We start from the raw sequence: 16,237 nt of genomic DNA on the forward strand, positions 1-16,237 counted from the left end.
AGTAGCATGAAAAGTAAGCACTTGAGAGTACAGATAGCAGCCGCAGCTGCTTTGCTGCTGCAAACCACCGGGCTATTTGCACAATCAATTGAGCTGGTCAATCCCATCATGACCGGCTTCTATCCTGACCCTAGCATTGTGAAAGTAGGGCCGGATTATTACCTGGTCAACTCCACCTTTTCCTACTTCCCCGGCATCCCCGTGATGCACAGCCGGGACCTCAAGAACTGGAAGCAAGTCGGCAACGTCATTAGTCGGCCTTCGCAGATGAACTTCCTCGGTGACCGGATGACGCGGGGCTTGTTCGCGCCAGCCATTGAGTATCACAACGGTACCTACTATGTCACCTGCACGCTCATCGACCATAAAGGCAACTTCGTGGTGACAGCCAAAAATCCCGCTGGGCCCTGGAGCGACCCCACTTTCTTGCCCGAGGTACGGGGCATTGACCCCTCGCTGTACTTTGAGGGCGACAAGGCCTACGTTATCTACAACAGCGACCCGCCCGGCACCCCGCTTTACGACGGCCACCGCTCTATCAAGATGATCGAGCTAAACCCGCAGACGTTGCAAACCGTGGGTGAAGCCAAAATCGTGGTGAACGGGGGGGTAGACATCAGTAAGAAGCCCGTCTGGATTGAGGGCCCGCATTTGATGAAGCGGGGCAACTGGTACTACCTCTACGCGGCTGAAGGTGGCACATCGGTCAACCATACGGAGGTAGTGTTCCGCAGCAAGGAACCCCTAGGTCCGTTTGTTCCCTACGAGAAGAACCCCATTCTTTCGCAGCGCGAGTTGCCCAAGGACCGCAAAGACCCCATCACCTCGGCCGGCCACGCGCAGTTTGTGGAAGGCCCAGATGGCAAGACCTACGCCATTTTCCTGGCCGTGCGGCCTTACGAGGGTAACTACTATAATACGGGCCGCGAGACGTTTATCGTGCCCGTGGAGTGGAAGGACGAGTGGCCTGTAACAGTGCCTGGCCCTAACGGCGTGCAGTACGCCTACAAGGCCAACTTCCCCGAGGTGAAGCAACCCGGCGCCCGGCCCCAGAGCGGCAACTTCCGCTACACGCTCACCTTTGAAAAGCAGCTCGACCCGGCCTTGCTGTTTCTGCGCACGGTCGATAGCACCAACTTTTCATTGAGCAAAGCCAAAGGGCTCACCCTAAAGCTGAAGCCCGAGACGGTGGCCGAAACCAGCAACCCGGCCTTCATCGGCAAGCGACAGCAGCACATGTACTGCACCGCCGAAACGGAGCTGACGTTCGTCCCGAAAGCGGCTAACGAAAAGGCAGGTTTGGTCATCTTCCAAGACGAGAAGCACTTCTATTACCTCTGCAAGTCGGTGGACAATGGCAAGCCGCTGCTGCAGCTATTCAAAAGCACCGCCGATGCCAAGCAGCCAGAACTGCTGGCGCAGGCGCCGCTCAAGTCGGCCGCGGGTAGCGTGCAGCTGCGCATTCAGGCGCAGGGCGATGCCTACAACTTCGGCTTCTCGGAGAATGGCAAGACGTGGACGGTTCTCAAAGACAAGGTCGATGGCAAGTTCCTGAGCACGCAGGTTGCGGGCGGCTTCATTGGCTGCTTGTTCGGCATGTATGCCACGTCCTCGGGCCAGCCTACTACTAACACGGCCGCTTTCAAATGGCTCAAGTACGAGGGCAACGATCCCATGTATAAGAAGTAGGACCCTAGCCGCTCGCGGCACGGCGCACCCGTTTTTCGCCTTTTCCTACCCTATGTGCTGCTTTATATCCCGCCGGCTACGGCGGGGGATAAAGCACTCCTTCATCAGCTATGAAAAAGCTTACACGCCTACTGGCCCTAGCGGCGACTGTGGCCCTGGCAACCCCCGTGGTAGCCCAAACTGCGGCCGGCGGCAAGCCCATCAGCCCCGATTTGTTTGGTATTTTCTTTGAAGACATCAACTACGCGGCCGATGGGGGACTCTACGCCGAGCTGGTGCAGAACCGCTCCTTTGAGTACGCTCCCGGCGACCACGACGGCTGGAACCCGCTCACCAGCTGGGAGTTTCTGCGGGAGGGCTTCGCCACGGGCAGCCTGTCGGTGGAAAGCGCGGCGCCCTTGCACGCTGACAATCCGCACTACGTGCAGCTGCGGGTAGAAACGCCGTTTCAGAAGGGAGCAGGGCTCCGAAACGTGGGGTTCGATGGTATTCCGTTGAAGGCGGGAGAGAAGTACGACTTTTCGGTGTGGGCGCGGCTGAAATCGTCGGCGGCCGTGCCATTGCTGGTGCAATTGCGCGACCCGAAAGGTGCGGTGCTGGCCGAAACCACCTTGTCGGCTCAGGCTGGCGAGTGGCAGCAGCTCCGCGCTACGCTGGCCCCCAGCGCTACAGAAGCCGCCGCTAGCCTAGCGGTATTAGCCACTGGCAAGGGGGTAGTGGACCTGGACATGCTGTCGTTGTTTCCGCAAAAAACGTTTCGCAACCGACCCAACGGCTTGCGCGCCGATTTGGCCCAGACCATTGCTGACCTCCATCCGAAGTTTATCCGGTTTCCGGGGGGCTGCCTAGCCCACGGCGATGGCCTGGACAACCTCTACGACTGGAAGAAAACCGTGGGCCCCGTGGAGCAGCGGAAGGGCCAGCGCAACATCTGGAATTACCACCAAACGGCGGGCCTCGGGTACTTCGAGTACTTCCAGTTCTGCGAAGACATCGGGGCCAAGCCGCTGCCGGTGGTGGCCGCGGGCGTGAGCTGCCAGAACTCGGGCGGTACTTGGAAGATCGGGGGCACCGGCCAGCAGTGCGTGCCTATAGCTGACATGCAGGCCTACACGCAAGACGTGCTAGACCTAGTGGAGTACGCCAATGGCCCAGTCAGTTCGCCCTGGGGTGCTAAGCGGGCCGCCGCGGGCCATCCCAAACCCTTTGGCCTCACCTACATCGGCATCGGCAACGAAGACAAGCAGACACCCGAGTTTCGGGAGCGGTTCAAACTGCTTTATGACGCCATGCGCCGCCAGCATCCCGAAATCACCATCATTGGTACTGTCGGGCCAGGTCCGAAAGGGGAGGACTACGATCAGGGTTGGGCCTTTGCCAACCAGCTGAACGTGCCGATGGTCGACGAGCACTACTACGAAACGCCCCGCTGGTTTATGACCAACAACAAGCGCTACGACCGCTACGACCGGAGCAAGGCCAAGGTGTACGTGGGCGAATATGCCTCTTGGGGCAACACGCTGTACCACGCCCTGGCCGAGGCCGCCTACATGACGGCGCTGGAGCGCAACGGCGATGTAGTTCAGCTAGCCTCTTACGCCCCCCTGTTGGCCAAAGAAGGGCACACGCAGTGGAAAACCGACCTTATTTACTTCACCAATACCACCGTAGCCCCTTCCGTTAACTACCAGGTGCAGCAGCTCTTCGGCCAAAACCAGGGCGACACCTACCACGCTGGCGTGGTAACGTTGCCTACGGGCGCCACCGCCGACACCACCGTGGCGGCATCGTGCGTGCGCGACGCTAAGTCCGGCGACATCATCCTGAAGCTGGTGAATACAGTGGCTACCCCCCAGCTTTTCAGCATTGACTTGACACGCTTTGCCGGACTGAAAACCGCCGCCGCTCGCACGGTTCTGACAGGGCCGAAGGACGCCACCAACACCTTTACTAGTCCGCGAACGGTGATGCCAAAGGCCACTGCCTACAAAGCGGCCAAGCGCTTCACCTACACCGCCGCGCCATACTCACTCACCGTGCTTCGGGTTCCAGGTCGGCGGTAGCGCCTGCCTTTAGTGTGTGGACGTAGTGCCGCACTTTCCTTGTTTACCTACTTGACTATGCTTTTCTCTTTTCTTGTTGGCGCGGCTATGTTGGCGGCCGCTACTGCTCAGGCCGCGGGGCCCGTTCTTATCAGCAGTCCCGACGGGGCCGTGCTGGTGACAGTAGATGTTACTGCTCAGGGGCAACCCACTTACGCCGTGCGCTACCGCCAGGCCGAGCTGCTGCGGCCCTCGCACCTAGGTCTGCGCCTCGCCAGCGCCGACCTCACGCAGGGCCTCAAACTGACGAAAGCCGACAAACAAACCGCCGTGGCCGACGACTACCAGCTGGCTACCGACAAGCGGGCCAACTGCCGCTACCGGGCCAATCGGCGCGTGCTGCACTTTGTGGGGGCGGCCGGGACGCCGCAGCTCAGCGTGGTGTTTCAGGTGTCGAACGATGGGGTAGCGTTTCAGTACGTGCTGGAAGGCCCGAGCCAGGAGGTGCAGCGCATCACGGCCGAGAGCACCACGTTTCACTTGCCGGCCGGGGCCAAGGGCTGGCTGCACCCGCACGCCAAAGCGCAGACTGGCTTTGCTAACACGCAGCCTAGCTACGAGGAGAATTATCAGCGCGGCATCGCGGCGGGCACCCCGTCTACCATCGGGCAGGGGTGGTCATTTCCGGCCTTGTTTCAGACCAACGGGCACTGGGTGCTGCTGACAGAGGCCGGCATGGGCCGCACCTATGCCGGCACCCACCTGGCCCACGAGTCGCCCGATGCCGAGTACGCGGTGGCCTTCCCGCAGCCACCCGAAAAAACGACGCCCGACGCGGCCCTGCTACCCGAAAGCCGCCTGCCGTGGAGCACGCCCTGGCGCGTAGTGGTGGTAGGTAATTCGCTGGCGCCCATCGTGGAGTCAACGCTGACAACGGACCTAAGCGCGCCCGCCAAAACGCCACTGCTCACCGACGCGCCCGGCAAATCGTCGTGGTCGTGGGTGCTGCTCGGCGACCAGAACACCACCTACGATGTGCAGCGCCGCTTCATCGACTACTCGGCCACCATGGGCTGGCGCTACTGCCTGGTCGATGCCTTGTGGGACAAGCAGATAGGCTACGACAAAACGCAGGAGCTAGCCCAGTATGCGCGCTCCAAAAACGTGGGCCTGCTGGTGTGGTACAATTCAAACGGCCACTGGAACCAGGCCCCGCAAACGCCCACAAACGTGCTTTTTGAAGCCGAAAGCCGGCGCAAAGAGTTTGCCCGCATCAGGCAAATGGGCATAGCGGGCGTGAAAATTGACTTCTTCGGCGGCGATGGGCAGTCGTTTATGAATTACTACCAGGACATCCTGACGGATGCCGCCCAGGCTGGCCTGCTGGTGAACTTCCACGGCGCTACCCTCCCTAGGGGCTGGAACCGCACCTACCCCAACCTGATGACGATGGAAGCCGTGAAGGGCTTCGAGTTCCTGACCTTCGACCAGCGCAACACCGACCAGGAGCCGACCCACTGCGCTACGCTGCCCTTCACCCGCAACGCGGTGGGCCCGATGGACTTCACGCCGATGGCCTTTTCAGAGATTCGCGGGAAGGAGCGCCGCACGTCTAATGCGTTTGAACTGGCCTTATCGGTGGTGTTTCAATCGGGTATTCAGCACTACGCCGAGGTGCCCGAGGGCATGGCCGCGCAGCCGGCCTACGTGCAAGACTTTGTGAAAAAGCTACCCCCGCGCTGGGCCGACGTGAAGCTGGTGGACGGCTTCCCCGGCGAGTACGCGGTGCTGGCCCGCCAAGCGCCCGGCGGCGGGTGGTACGTGGCCGGCATCAACGCCACCGACGCGCCCAAAACGATTCAAGTGGACCTAGGAAAACTAGGGTTGAAAAACGGCACGCTCATCACCGACGGGGATACCAACCGCAGCTTCAGCACGCGGGCCGTGGCGGGCAACACCGTCAGCGTGACGTTGCCCGCGCGGGGCGGCTTCGTGGTGCAGCCCTAGGTCCTCGCTAGGCTGTCTTTGAGGATATAGCTTTAATATGTTAGTGATGTTGCGGTTAGCTTCTTGTTGTGCTGGTATCTTATTCGCGGTAGGCGGGCTCACCACCTGCGTGCAGCCGCGGCCCCACGTCGACTTTGCGCGGGCCGAGGGGGTAGGGGCTGCGCCCCTGGCGGCGGGCCAGCACACGTTTAGCTACACCAACCCCATCACCCGCGACACGGCCATTTCCATGCGCGACCATTTCATTATCAAGGTCGGCAAGCAGTGGTTTTGCACGGGTACGTCGATGCCGGTGTGGTCGGGGCACAACCCTGGCGTGCGCCTGCTGGTGTCGGACGACCTGATTCACTGGCGGCAGCATTCCTGGCTGATTGACGGCAAAAAGCTGTCTGCCGACTGCCCGTACAACGGCCGTTTTTGGGCCCCCGAAATCCACTATATCAAAAACAAATACTGGCTGACGGTGAACAGCGGCCAGGTGACGGCCCAAGACCCTAAGGGCATGCGCACGCACAGCATCTGGCTGTTTTCCAGCGACAAAGTGACTGGCCCTTACAAGCTGGTGAACGGCCCCCTGACCCCGCAGTACAACAACGACGCCACCTTGTTTGAGGACGAGGACGGCCAAACCTACCTCTACTGTAGCGGCAACGGCTTGTGGCAGGCCAAGATAGACTTGAATACCGGCAAGCTGGTGGGCAAGATTCAGCAGTTCCGGGGTGCCAAAGATGCCAACAATCCCGGCTGGATGGTGGGCGGCATTGAGGGGCCATTCGTGCTGAAGCGCGCCGGCACCTACTTCATGTTTTTCTCGACCTGGACGCGCGGCTACGAGGTAGGATTGCTGCGCTCCCAAAGCCCGCTGGGGCCGTGGGAGCTAGCTGCGCCCGAACCAATTTTTGGTACCCGCAAGCGAGAATACCGTGCCGAGATGGCCCGCGGGGGCGGCTACGCCGACCTCCAGTTTGCCGACACGCCCGACCCGTACCAGGAAACTGGCCACAACGCCATTTTTGAGGGCCCCGACGGGCAGTTATGGAGCTCCTGCCACTACTTTTTCGACCAGCGCATCACGCCCCTGGCCGACTGGCAGAAGGTGCCCCAACTGGGCATTGAGCCCCTGCACTTCCGCAACGGCATTTTCGCCATCGACGGCCCTACCTCGACGCCGCAAACGGTAAAATATTAGTTAAGTTTTTGATAATGAATAATTCCTTAAGCCGAGTAAAGCCTGCGTTGGCGCTGCTGCTAGCCCTAGGTAGCTTGACGGCTCGCGCGCAAGGCTATGTATCGTTTGAACCTAAAGCCACTTATTTGCCCCTTGCGGCGAGCGGAAAATCCCTGCCTCTACTGGTGAGCCCCACCGACGACAAAGGCGTATTGCGCGCTGCAGCCGACTTGCAGCACGACCTAGGCAGCGTGACGGGCCAGCAGCCGGCCCTGCTCCAAAAACCGGCCCTGGCCAAAGGGTCGGCCGTGGTTATCATTGGCACTATTGGCCACAATCCAGTGGTGGATGCCCTTATTCGGGCTAAGAAACTAGATGTGAGTGGGGTGCGCGGCAAGTGGGAAGCCTCGGTGACGCAGGTGGTGCTAAACCCGCTGCCGGGCGTGAAGCAGGCCCTGGTGATAGCGGGCAGCGACCGGCGCGGTACCATCTACGGCATTTATGAGCTGTCGAAGCAGGCGGGCGTGTCGCCCTGGTACTGGTGGGCCGATGTGCCGGTGGCCCACCACGCGGCCCTTTACGCGCGGCCCGGGCGCTACCTCATCCACGAGCCAGCGGTGAAGTACCGGGGCATCTTCATCAACGATGAGGCGCCGGCGTTTTCGGGCTGGGCCAAGGCCAAATTCGGCGGGGCCAACCACCAGGTGTACGAGCACATGTTTGAGCTGATTTTGCGGTTGCGGGGCAACTACTTGTGGCCCGCTATGTGGGGCAACGCCTTCAACGACGACGATAAGCTCAACCCAGTGAAGGCCGATGAGTATGGCATCGTGATGGGCACCTCGCACCACGAGCCCATGGACCGCGCCCAGAAGGAGTGGGAGCGCTACGGCAAGGGCCCCTGGAACTACGAAACCAACGCGCCGGCCCTACAAGAATTTTGGCGCCAGGGCATTAAGAACATGGGCACCAAGGAAATCCTGGTGACCATGGGCATGCGCGGCGACGGCGACGTGCCGATGTCGGCTAGCACCAACATCAAGCTGCTGGAAAGCATTGTGCACGACCAGCGCCAGATTCTGACTGAGGTGACCGGCAAGCCCGCTACCCAGATTCCGCAGCTCTGGGCCCTCTATACCGAGGTGCAGCAGTACTACGACCAAGGTATGCGCGTGCCCGACGACGTGACCCTGCTGCTCTGCGACGACAACTATGGCAACATCCGGCGCCTACCCCGCCCCGACGCCCCCAAGCGCAGCGGGGGCTACGGCCTCTACTACCACTACGATTTCAACGGCGGTCCCTGGAGCTATAAATGGATAAATACCAACCAGCTAGCTAAGGTGTGGGAGCAGTTGCGCCAAGCCTACACGCACGGCGTAGACCGCATCTGGATTATGAACGTGGGCGACCTCAAGCCGATGGAGTTCCCCATTAGCTTCTACTTCGAGTACGCCTGGGACCCTAGCCAGCTGCCGGCCGAGAAGCTGCCCGCCTATGCCCGCCAGTGGGCCAGCCGCCAGTTTGGCCCGGGGCTCGCCCAGCCGATTGGCGACCTGCTCACCACTTATAGCGACTACAACGGCATCCGCAAGCCCGAGCTGCTGTCATCCAACACGTTTAGCCTAACCAATTACCAGGAGTTTGAGCAGCTGACTGCCCGCTACCACGCCCTGCGCGACGAGGCGCTGCGCGTGCAAGCCCAGGTGCCGGCTGCTAGCCAGGATGCGTACTTCCAGCTCGTGCAGTACCCCATTCAGGCCCTCACCAACCTGCTCGACCTACACTTGGCGTTGGCCAAAAACAAGTGGTACGCCGCCCAAGGCCGCGCCGCCACCGCCTCCCAGGCCGCCGAGGTAAAGCAGCGCTACGTGCAGGATTCGCTGCTCTCGTACCAGTACAACCACACCCTGGCCAGCGGCAAGTGGGACCACATGATGGACCAACCCCACGTGTTTTACCACAGTTGGCGCGGCCCCGACCACCACGACGACCTTCCTAAAACCTTGAGCGTGGCGCTACCCGCTAGCCCCGAAATGGCCGTGGCCGTGGAGGGAAGCGCCGACTGGTGGCCCCAGGCCACTGCCCCGGCCGTACTGCCCCAGCTCACGGGCTGGCAGCGCCAGCCGCACTACCTAGAGGTGTTCAATCGTGGGCAGGGCACGTTTGCCTACACCGCCACCAGCCCGGTGCCGTGGCTGAAAATCGACAAGCCCAGCGGCCAGGTGGCGCAGCAAGAGCGCCTCTGGGTATCGGTAGATTGGAGCCAGGCGCCCACTGGCCGCCAGCAGGTGCCCCTCACGCTCACCGGGCCCGCTGGCCAGCGCCTCACGGTGCAAGTGCCGGTGGATAACAGCCTAACGGCAAAGCAGATGCAGAGCGTTGGCTACGTGGCGGGCGATGGCTACGTTTCCATCGACGCCGCCCACTACGCGCGGGCCGTGCACCCTGGCACTACTTCTTGGCAGGTGCTCGACCACTACGGGCGCACCACCACGGGCGTGGCGCTGCTGCCCACCACCGCCGGGCGGCAGCAGGCCACAGCCGCCGCGCCCCATCTTGAGTACCAGGTGTATCTGCCCGAAGCCGGCCCGGTAAATCTGCTGGCTTACGTGGCCCCGACCATTGATTTCAACAACGCTGGGGGCCTCACTTACGCCGTGGCCTTCGACGACGAGGCGCCCCAACTCGTGAATGTCAGTGCCAAAAAGCCGGGCGAGTCCTGGGTCAACGACAACTCGGAAAAGGCCATGAAGGACAACATCAACCTCAATCAGACTACGCACCAGTTGGCTACTAAAGGCGCGCACACCCTGCGGTACTGGGTCATCACGCCCGGCGTGGTGCTGCAAAAGCTGGTGATTGATGCCGGTGGCCTACGCCCCAGCTACCTAGGTCCGCCCGAGAGCTACCGCGCCCAATAGGCGCCTCCGCTGGCCGCTCGCTAGAACCATCTCATTCTTATCCACTCCTCTTTCATATGAATTCCTACCGCACTTTTTTCCTTCGAACGGGCCGGCTGCTAGCCTGTGGGGGAGGGATACTATGGGCCGGCCTAGGTAGCGCAACTGCCCAGCGCGCGCCTAAACCCAAACCGGCGCCCACTACGCAAAAAGGCGCTTTTTACACGGGCAAGTACCCTAGCTTGCTGCGGGAAGCTGGCTATAGCCAAGTCGCTATTGACCAGAAGGTAACGCAGGCCTACCACGACGTGTTTGAAGGCCCCAATAAAGTGTACTTCGAGGTAGGCGACTCGATGGCTTACGTGTCGGACGTAAAAAACCACGACGCGCGCACCGAAGGCATGTCGTACGGGATGATGGTGGCCGTGCAGCTCAACAAGAAGCAGGTGTTTGACCGCCTCTGGCGCTGGTCGAAGAAGAACTTGCAGCATCAAAGCGGGCCGCTGGAAGGCTACTTCGCCTGGAGTTTCAGCACCACTACAATGAAGCTCAATTCGGAGGGGCCCGCTTCAGATGGGGAGCTGTATTTCGTTACGAGCCTGCTGTTTGCGGCCAACCGCTGGGGTAACGCTACTGGCATTAATTACTATAAGGAGGCCCGCCGCATCCTGGATGCCTCTTGGAAAAAAGACGGCACTGGCGGTGTGCGCAACTTGCTGAATACCGAACACAAGCAGATAACCTTCGTGCCAGTGGGCGACGGCTATAACTGGACTGACCCCTCGTACCACCTGCCGGCTTTTCTGGAGGTGTGGGCCACCTACGCCAAGGACGGGCACGAGCAGTTTTACCGGACCTGCGCCGATACGTCGCGGGCGTTTCTGCACCGCGCGTGCGCCGCGCCCACCGGCCTCAACTACGACTACACCGAGTTCAGCGGCAAGCCCCACGCTACCAAGTGGGCGCCGCCGGCTTTCCGCTACGATTCGTGGCGGGTGCCCATGAACATTGCCATGGACTACGTGTGGTTTGGCAAGGACAAAGCTTGGCAGGAACAGTATGCGCGGCGGTTTCAAGGGTTTCTGCGCGGCAAGGGCCTGAACACGTTTGAGGACCAATTTAACGTGGACGGCTCGCGGCCCGAGTTTATTCTGCCGGCCGGCGACGTCAAGAAGCTGCGGCATTCGCTGGGGCTGGTAGCCACCAGCGCGGCGGCCTCGCTCATGCACCAAGACCAGAACCTAGCCTTCGTGCACGCCCTCTGGAACGCCAAGCTAGCGCCCTACGAAGATGGCTACTTCGACCCCTACTACGACGGCCTACTGTACCTGTTCAGCCTGATGCACTTGAGCGGCAAGTACCAGGCTATCAAGCCCGCGCAACCCTAATCCCACCTTTGCACTGGTTTTTCCTTATCCATGAAGTACTTACTGAAGCAGAGCGTCTTACTTGCCGGCCTGGCCCTTGTCTCTGCCGTTACCTCGCCGCTACTGGCGCAGGTGAAGCAGGCGCAAAACCCCATCATTTTCGCCGACGTGCCGGATTTGTCGATAATTCGGGTGGGGGATACCTATTACATGAGCAGCACGAGCATGCATATGGCGCCGGGCGTGCCCATCATGAAGTCGAAGGACTTGGTGAACTGGCACTTGGTTAGTTACGCCTCCGATACGCTGGGGAGCCAGGATGAGCTAACGCTTCGCAACGGCAAGAGCACCTACGGCCGCGGCTCGTGGGCGAGCAGCTTGCGGTTTCACCAAGGCACGTACTACGTCTCGACCTTCGCCCAAACGACGGGCAAAACGTACATCTATTCCACCAAGAACATCGAGAAAGGGCCTTGGAAAGTCGTGTCGTTCAAGCCGAGCTACCACGACCATTCCTTGTTTTTTGACGACGATGGCCGCGTGTATCTGGTATTTGGTGCCGGCAAGCTGCGCCTGATAGAGCTCACGGCCGACGCCTCTGGCGTGAAACCCGGCGCCACGGAGCAAGTGCTAATCGAAAATGCGAGTGCCCCAGCCGGTCCTAACCTCGGCCTGCCCGCCGAAGGCTCGCAGCTGTTCAAAATCAAGGGCAAGTACTACCTCTTCAACATCACGTGGCCGAAGGGCGGCATGCGCACCGTGGTGGTGCACCGGGCCGACAAACTCACTGGGCCTTACGAAGGCCACGTAGCGCTGCAAGACCTAGGGGTAGCGCAGGGCGGCCTCATCGACACGCCCGATGGTCGGTGGTTTTCCTACCTGTTCCGCGACTATGGGGCCGTGGGCCGCATTCCGTACCTAGTGCCCGTGACGTGGACCGAGGGCTGGCCGGTGCTGGGCACCGCCGGCAAGGTGCCCCAAACGTTGGCCCTACCCCCCAGCAAGGGCCTAATTCCGGGCATAGTAGCGTCGGATGAGTTTGCCCGACGCAAGGGTGAGCCCGCCCTGCCGCTGGTATGGCAGTGGAACCACAATCCCGAAAACTCCCTGTGGTCGCTCACCGACCGACCCGGCTACCTGCGCCTCAAAACCGACCGGGTAGACACCACTTTCCTGCTAGCCCGCAACACCTTGACCCAGCGCACCATCGGGCCAACTAGCGCTGGCACTACAGCGCTGGATGTATCGCACCTCAAAGACGGTGATTTTGCGGGCCTAGCCCTCTTGCAAAAGCGCTACGGCCTAGTGGGGGTTGACTACCGCAACGGCGCCAAATCCATCGTCATGATTAGCGCAGAATCAGAGAAACCCGTGGAGCTGCAACGCCTACCCCTGACGCAGTCCACCGTCTATTTTAAGGCGGAATGTGACTTTACGGAGCGTAAAGACGTGGCGACTTTCTTCTACAGCCTCGATGGCAAAACGTGGAAAGCCATCGGCGGGCCGCTCAAGATGGCGTACACGCTGCCCCACTTTATGGGCTATCGATTTGGGCTGTTCAACTACGCCACCAAAAACCCCTGCGGTTACGCTGATTTCGATTACTTCCGCATTGTAGACAAGACTACCGGGGCTAAGTAAGTGCATGACAGTCTTCTAAACTCCTAAACCTATCCGAAATTCCTACCCCTCATGCTGAATCATAGACTGCCTTATGTTCTGGCTGGGCTAGCCTGCCTAATGGGCGGCGCTGCTCAAGCGCAGAACCCGTTTATTACCAATCAATTCACGGCCGACCCCACGGCGCGGGTGTTTAATGGCCGGGTGTACGTGTACCCGTCGCACGATATTAAGGCTACGCCCGGGCACGGGCGAGCGGGCTGGTTTGTGATGGAAGACTACCACGTGTTTTCCTCCGCCAACCTCACCGAGTGGACCGACCACGGCGTGATTGTGACCCAGAACAAAGTGCCGTGGGTGAAGCCCGACAGCTACAGCATGTGGGCGCCCGACTGCATGTACCGCAACGGCAAGTACTACTTCTACTTCCCGACTACCCCCCGCGATACGACCATCAGCAAGGGCTTTACGGTGGGGGTAGCCGTGTCCGACAAGCCCACCGGCCCGTTTGTGCCGCAGCCGCTGCCCATCAAGGGCGTGCGTGGCATCGACCCCAACGTGTTCATCGACAAGGACGGGCAGGCCTATCTGTACTGGTCGCAGGGCAACATCTACGGGGCCAAGCTGAAGGAAAACATGTTGGAGCTAGCTTCCGAGCCCAAGACGCTGGGCGAACTGCCCACCAAAGGGTTGAAGGAAGGCCCGTATCTATTTGAGCGCAAAGGGATTTATTACCTGACGTACCCGCACGTCGAGAACAAAACCGAGCGCCTCGAATACGCCACCAGCACCAGTCCCCTAGGTCCGTTCACGGTGAAGGGCGTAATTATGGACGAGTCGCCGACGGGTTGTTGGACCAACCACCATTCCCTGCTGGACTTTAAGAACCAGTGGTACTTGTTTTACCACCACAACGACTTGTCGCCCAACTTCGACAAAAACCGGTCTGTCCGCGTCGATAGCCTGTTTTTTGAGCCCGATGGCGCCATCCGGAAAGTGGTGCCCACCCTGCGCGGCGTGGGCCTGACCGACGCCAAGCAGAAAATTCAGCTCGACCGCTACAGCCGCCTGAGCAGCAGCGGCGCAACCATCGCTTTTCTGGATACTGCGAACAAGTTTCAGGGCTGGAAAACCGTGTTTGCCAACAACCAGGGCTGGGTGCAATACAACGGGGTAGCCTTCGGCAAACAGGCGCTCAAGACCGTGACGCTTCGCACGATGGCCGCGGCCGGCGCCACGGTGCAGCTGCGGGCAGATGGCGCCACCGGCCCGGTGCTGGCCCAGGTAACCGTGCCGAAGGGCAGCCAGTGGCAGGAGGTAAAAGCGCCTTTGTCAGCCTTTAAGCCCGGTACGCATACACTGGTCGTTTCCTCCAAAACGAATAGCCCTGTTGAAATTGACTGGGTCAAGTTCGAGTAAGCGGGGTAGGAGCCCTTTGCTTGCCAATCATCTGATTTTCCCACCCGCTGCCTAGGTCTGCTAGGCCTCTTTTTGAGTTATGAGAAACGTATTTCCTGTCGTTTTGGGCGTTGTCTTGCTGAGCGTAAGCAGCGCTTTTGCCCAAAAAATAGCGCCGTTGGAAGCGCCCAAGGGCTTCGACCAGCCCGTCGCGGGCATTGCCACGGGCAAGCTGGATAGCATCAGCTACACCTCGAAAACCGTGGGCACGGTGCGCAAGGCACTGGTGTACATGCCGCCGGGCTATTCTGAAAAGAAGAAGTACCCGGTGCTGTATTTGCTGCACGGCATCGGCGGCGACGAAAAGGAATGGCTCAAGGGCGGGCACCCGCAGGTAATTTTGGATAACCTGTACGCGGCCGGCAAGCTCAAGCCCATGCTGGTGGTAATGCCCAACGGCCGGGCCATGAAAGACGACCGGCCCATCGGCAATATCTACGGCCCCGACAAGGTGGCCGCGTTTGCCAACTTCGAAAAAGACCTGCTGACCGACCTCATTCCCTACGTCGAGAAGCACTACCCGGCCCTCACCACCCGCGAGAACCGGGCCATTGCCGGCCTGTCGATGGGCGGCGGCCAGTCGCTTGATTTTGGCCTGGGCAACCTCGATAAATTTGCTTGGGTAGGGGGCTTCTCGTCGGCCCCCAACACCAAGATGCCCGAGCAACTGGTGCCCGACCCCGCCAAAGCCAAAAAGCTCTTGAAGCTGCTCTGGATTTCGTGCGGCGACGCCGATGGCCTGCTGCCCATCAGCCAGCGCACGCACGACTACCTCTACGAGCACAACGTGCCGCACGTGTACTACATCGAAGCCGGTGGGCACGACTTTAAGGTCTGGAAAAATGGGCTGTACATGTTCTCGCAGTTCTTGTTCAAGCCCGTCGATGTGGCGGTGCTGCCCACCTACACGGTGCTAGGCGCCCAGGCCACCACCAACGTGCGCAACGCCAAGTACCCCCAGATTTTGCCCGACAACCGCGCCGTGTTTCACCTCAAAGCCCCCGGCGTGCAGAAAGCGCAGCTGGACCTAGGCCGCAAATACGACATGGTGAAAGACAGCAGCGGCACCTGGACCGTAACCACCGACACCCTCAGCCGGGGCCTGCACTACTACTCGCTGCTGCTCGACGGCCTGCCCATCGCCGACCCCGCCAGCGACACCTTCTACGGCATGGGGCGCATGGCCAGTGGCATTGAGATTCCGGGCCGCGGCACCAGCTTCTACGCCCAGCGCGACGTGCCCCACGGCGAAATACGCGAGCGGAAGTTCTTCTCCAAAGTCACCAATTCGTGGCGCCGGTTTTTCGTGTACACCCCGGCCGGCTACGACGCCAACACCTCTGCCAAGTACCCGGTGCTGTACCTGCTGCACGGCGGCGGCGAAGACGAAACCGGCTGGGCCAAACAAGGCAAAACCGATGTAATTCTAGATAACCTGATTGCCGACAAAAAGGCCAAACCCATGCTCATCGTGATGATGGACGGCAACATGGGTGGCCCCGGCGGCCTAGCCGGTTTCGGCGAGCCGACACTGAAGCGTTTCGAGGACGAGCTCAAGCAAACCGTGATGCCCGTAGTGGAAAGCAACTACCGGGTAGCCCCTGGCGCCCAGAACCGGGCGCTGGCGGGCTTGTCGCTCGGGGGCCTGCAAACACTCTACGCCGGCATAAAGAACACCGACATGTTTCAGTACCTGGGGGTATTCAGCTCAGGCTTTTTTGCCAACAACGCGGCCTTGTCTGACCCGCAGTATGCCTTCATGAAAGCCAATGCCAGCACCATTAACACCAACCTCAAGCAGCTATGGCTCTCGATGGGCGGGCCCGAGGACATTGCCTACGCCAACAACAAGGTGATGCGCGCCAAGATGGACGAGCTCGGCATCAAGTACGCATACAGCGAGTATCCCGGCGGCCACACCTGGCCCGTCTGGCGCCACGACTTGTATCTGTTTGCGCAGAAGCTGTTTTAGGCAGATAGGAG

Annotated in this window: 9 protein-coding genes; all 9 read left to right on the forward strand. The window is 60.5% G+C overall.

The annotated features are described in order from the left end of the window. Positions 1-6 precede the first annotated feature (6 nt). The 9 genes from BXP70_RS09735 (at position 7) to BXP70_RS09775 (ending at position 16,226) form a co-directional block, all read left to right on the forward strand. On the forward strand, positions 7-1,689 hold the full coding sequence (locus tag BXP70_RS09735) for a glycoside hydrolase family 43 protein (RefSeq protein WP_086593875.1): 1,683 nt from the start codon (positions 7-9) through the stop codon (positions 1,687-1,689). 110 nt (positions 1,690-1,799) lie between these two features. Then, positions 1,800-3,752, forward strand: coding sequence for an alpha-L-arabinofuranosidase C-terminal domain-containing protein (locus BXP70_RS09740; RefSeq protein ID WP_086593876.1), 1,953 nt, complete (start codon positions 1,800-1,802; stop codon positions 3,750-3,752). A gap of 57 nt (positions 3,753-3,809) precedes the next feature. After that, entirely contained in the window at positions 3,810-5,738 is a 1,929-nt protein-coding gene (locus tag BXP70_RS09745) for a glycoside hydrolase family 97 protein (RefSeq protein WP_086593877.1), read from the forward strand. Between the two features lie 109 nt (positions 5,739-5,847). Further along, positions 5,848-6,927 (forward strand): glycoside hydrolase family 43 protein, encoded by a 1,080-nt coding sequence (locus BXP70_RS09750; RefSeq protein ID WP_218779771.1) that lies wholly within the window; start codon positions 5,848-5,850, stop codon positions 6,925-6,927. A gap of 14 nt (positions 6,928-6,941) precedes the next feature. Continuing rightward, the gene (locus BXP70_RS09755; protein WP_086593879.1) at positions 6,942-9,830 is read left to right on the forward strand and encodes a glycosyl hydrolase 115 family protein; all 2,889 of its coding nucleotides are present in this window, start codon (positions 6,942-6,944) and stop codon (positions 9,828-9,830) included. Between the two features lie 56 nt (positions 9,831-9,886). Then, positions 9,887-11,197 (forward strand): glycosyl hydrolase family 8, encoded by a 1,311-nt coding sequence (locus BXP70_RS09760; RefSeq protein ID WP_086593880.1) that lies wholly within the window; start codon positions 9,887-9,889, stop codon positions 11,195-11,197. A gap of 30 nt (positions 11,198-11,227) precedes the next feature. Continuing rightward, complete coding sequence (locus tag BXP70_RS09765; protein WP_086593881.1) at positions 11,228-12,817, forward strand: glycoside hydrolase family 43 protein; 1,590 nt, start codon at positions 11,228-11,230, stop codon at positions 12,815-12,817. A gap of 51 nt (positions 12,818-12,868) precedes the next feature. After that, positions 12,869-14,215 carry a family 43 glycosylhydrolase gene (locus BXP70_RS09770; protein WP_086593882.1) on the forward strand — a complete coding sequence of 449 codons (1,347 nt, stop codon included), beginning with the start codon at positions 12,869-12,871 and terminating at the stop codon, positions 14,213-14,215. Between the two features lie 79 nt (positions 14,216-14,294). After that, complete coding sequence (locus tag BXP70_RS09775; protein WP_086593883.1) at positions 14,295-16,226, forward strand: alpha/beta hydrolase-fold protein; 1,932 nt, start codon at positions 14,295-14,297, stop codon at positions 16,224-16,226. The last annotated feature ends 11 nt before the right edge of the window (positions 16,227-16,237 follow it).

Source organism: Hymenobacter crusticola (assembly GCF_002154225.1).
Lineage (GTDB): Bacteria > Bacteroidota > Bacteroidia > Cytophagales > Hymenobacteraceae > Hymenobacter > Hymenobacter crusticola.

Excerpts from the sequence above, each read along its gene's own strand:
- BXP70_RS09745 (WP_086593877.1), top strand. The coding sequence starts at position 3,810 with ATGCTTTTCTCTTTTCTTGTTGGCGCGGCTATGTTGGCGGCCGCTACT.
- BXP70_RS09770 (WP_086593882.1), top strand. The coding sequence starts at position 12,869 with ATGCTGAATCATAGACTGCCTTATGTTCTGGCTGGGCTAGCCTGCCTA.
- BXP70_RS09760 (WP_086593880.1), top strand. The coding sequence starts at position 9,887 with ATGAATTCCTACCGCACTTTTTTCCTTCGAACGGGCCGGCTGCTAGCC.
- BXP70_RS09740 (WP_086593876.1), top strand. The coding sequence starts at position 1,800 with ATGAAAAAGCTTACACGCCTACTGGCCCTAGCGGCGACTGTGGCCCTG.
- BXP70_RS09735 (WP_086593875.1), top strand. The coding sequence starts at position 7 with ATGAAAAGTAAGCACTTGAGAGTACAGATAGCAGCCGCAGCTGCTTTG.
- BXP70_RS09775 (WP_086593883.1), top strand. The coding sequence starts at position 14,295 with ATGAGAAACGTATTTCCTGTCGTTTTGGGCGTTGTCTTGCTGAGCGTA.
- BXP70_RS09765 (WP_086593881.1), top strand. The coding sequence starts at position 11,228 with ATGAAGTACTTACTGAAGCAGAGCGTCTTACTTGCCGGCCTGGCCCTT.
- BXP70_RS09755 (WP_086593879.1), top strand. The coding sequence starts at position 6,942 with ATGAATAATTCCTTAAGCCGAGTAAAGCCTGCGTTGGCGCTGCTGCTA.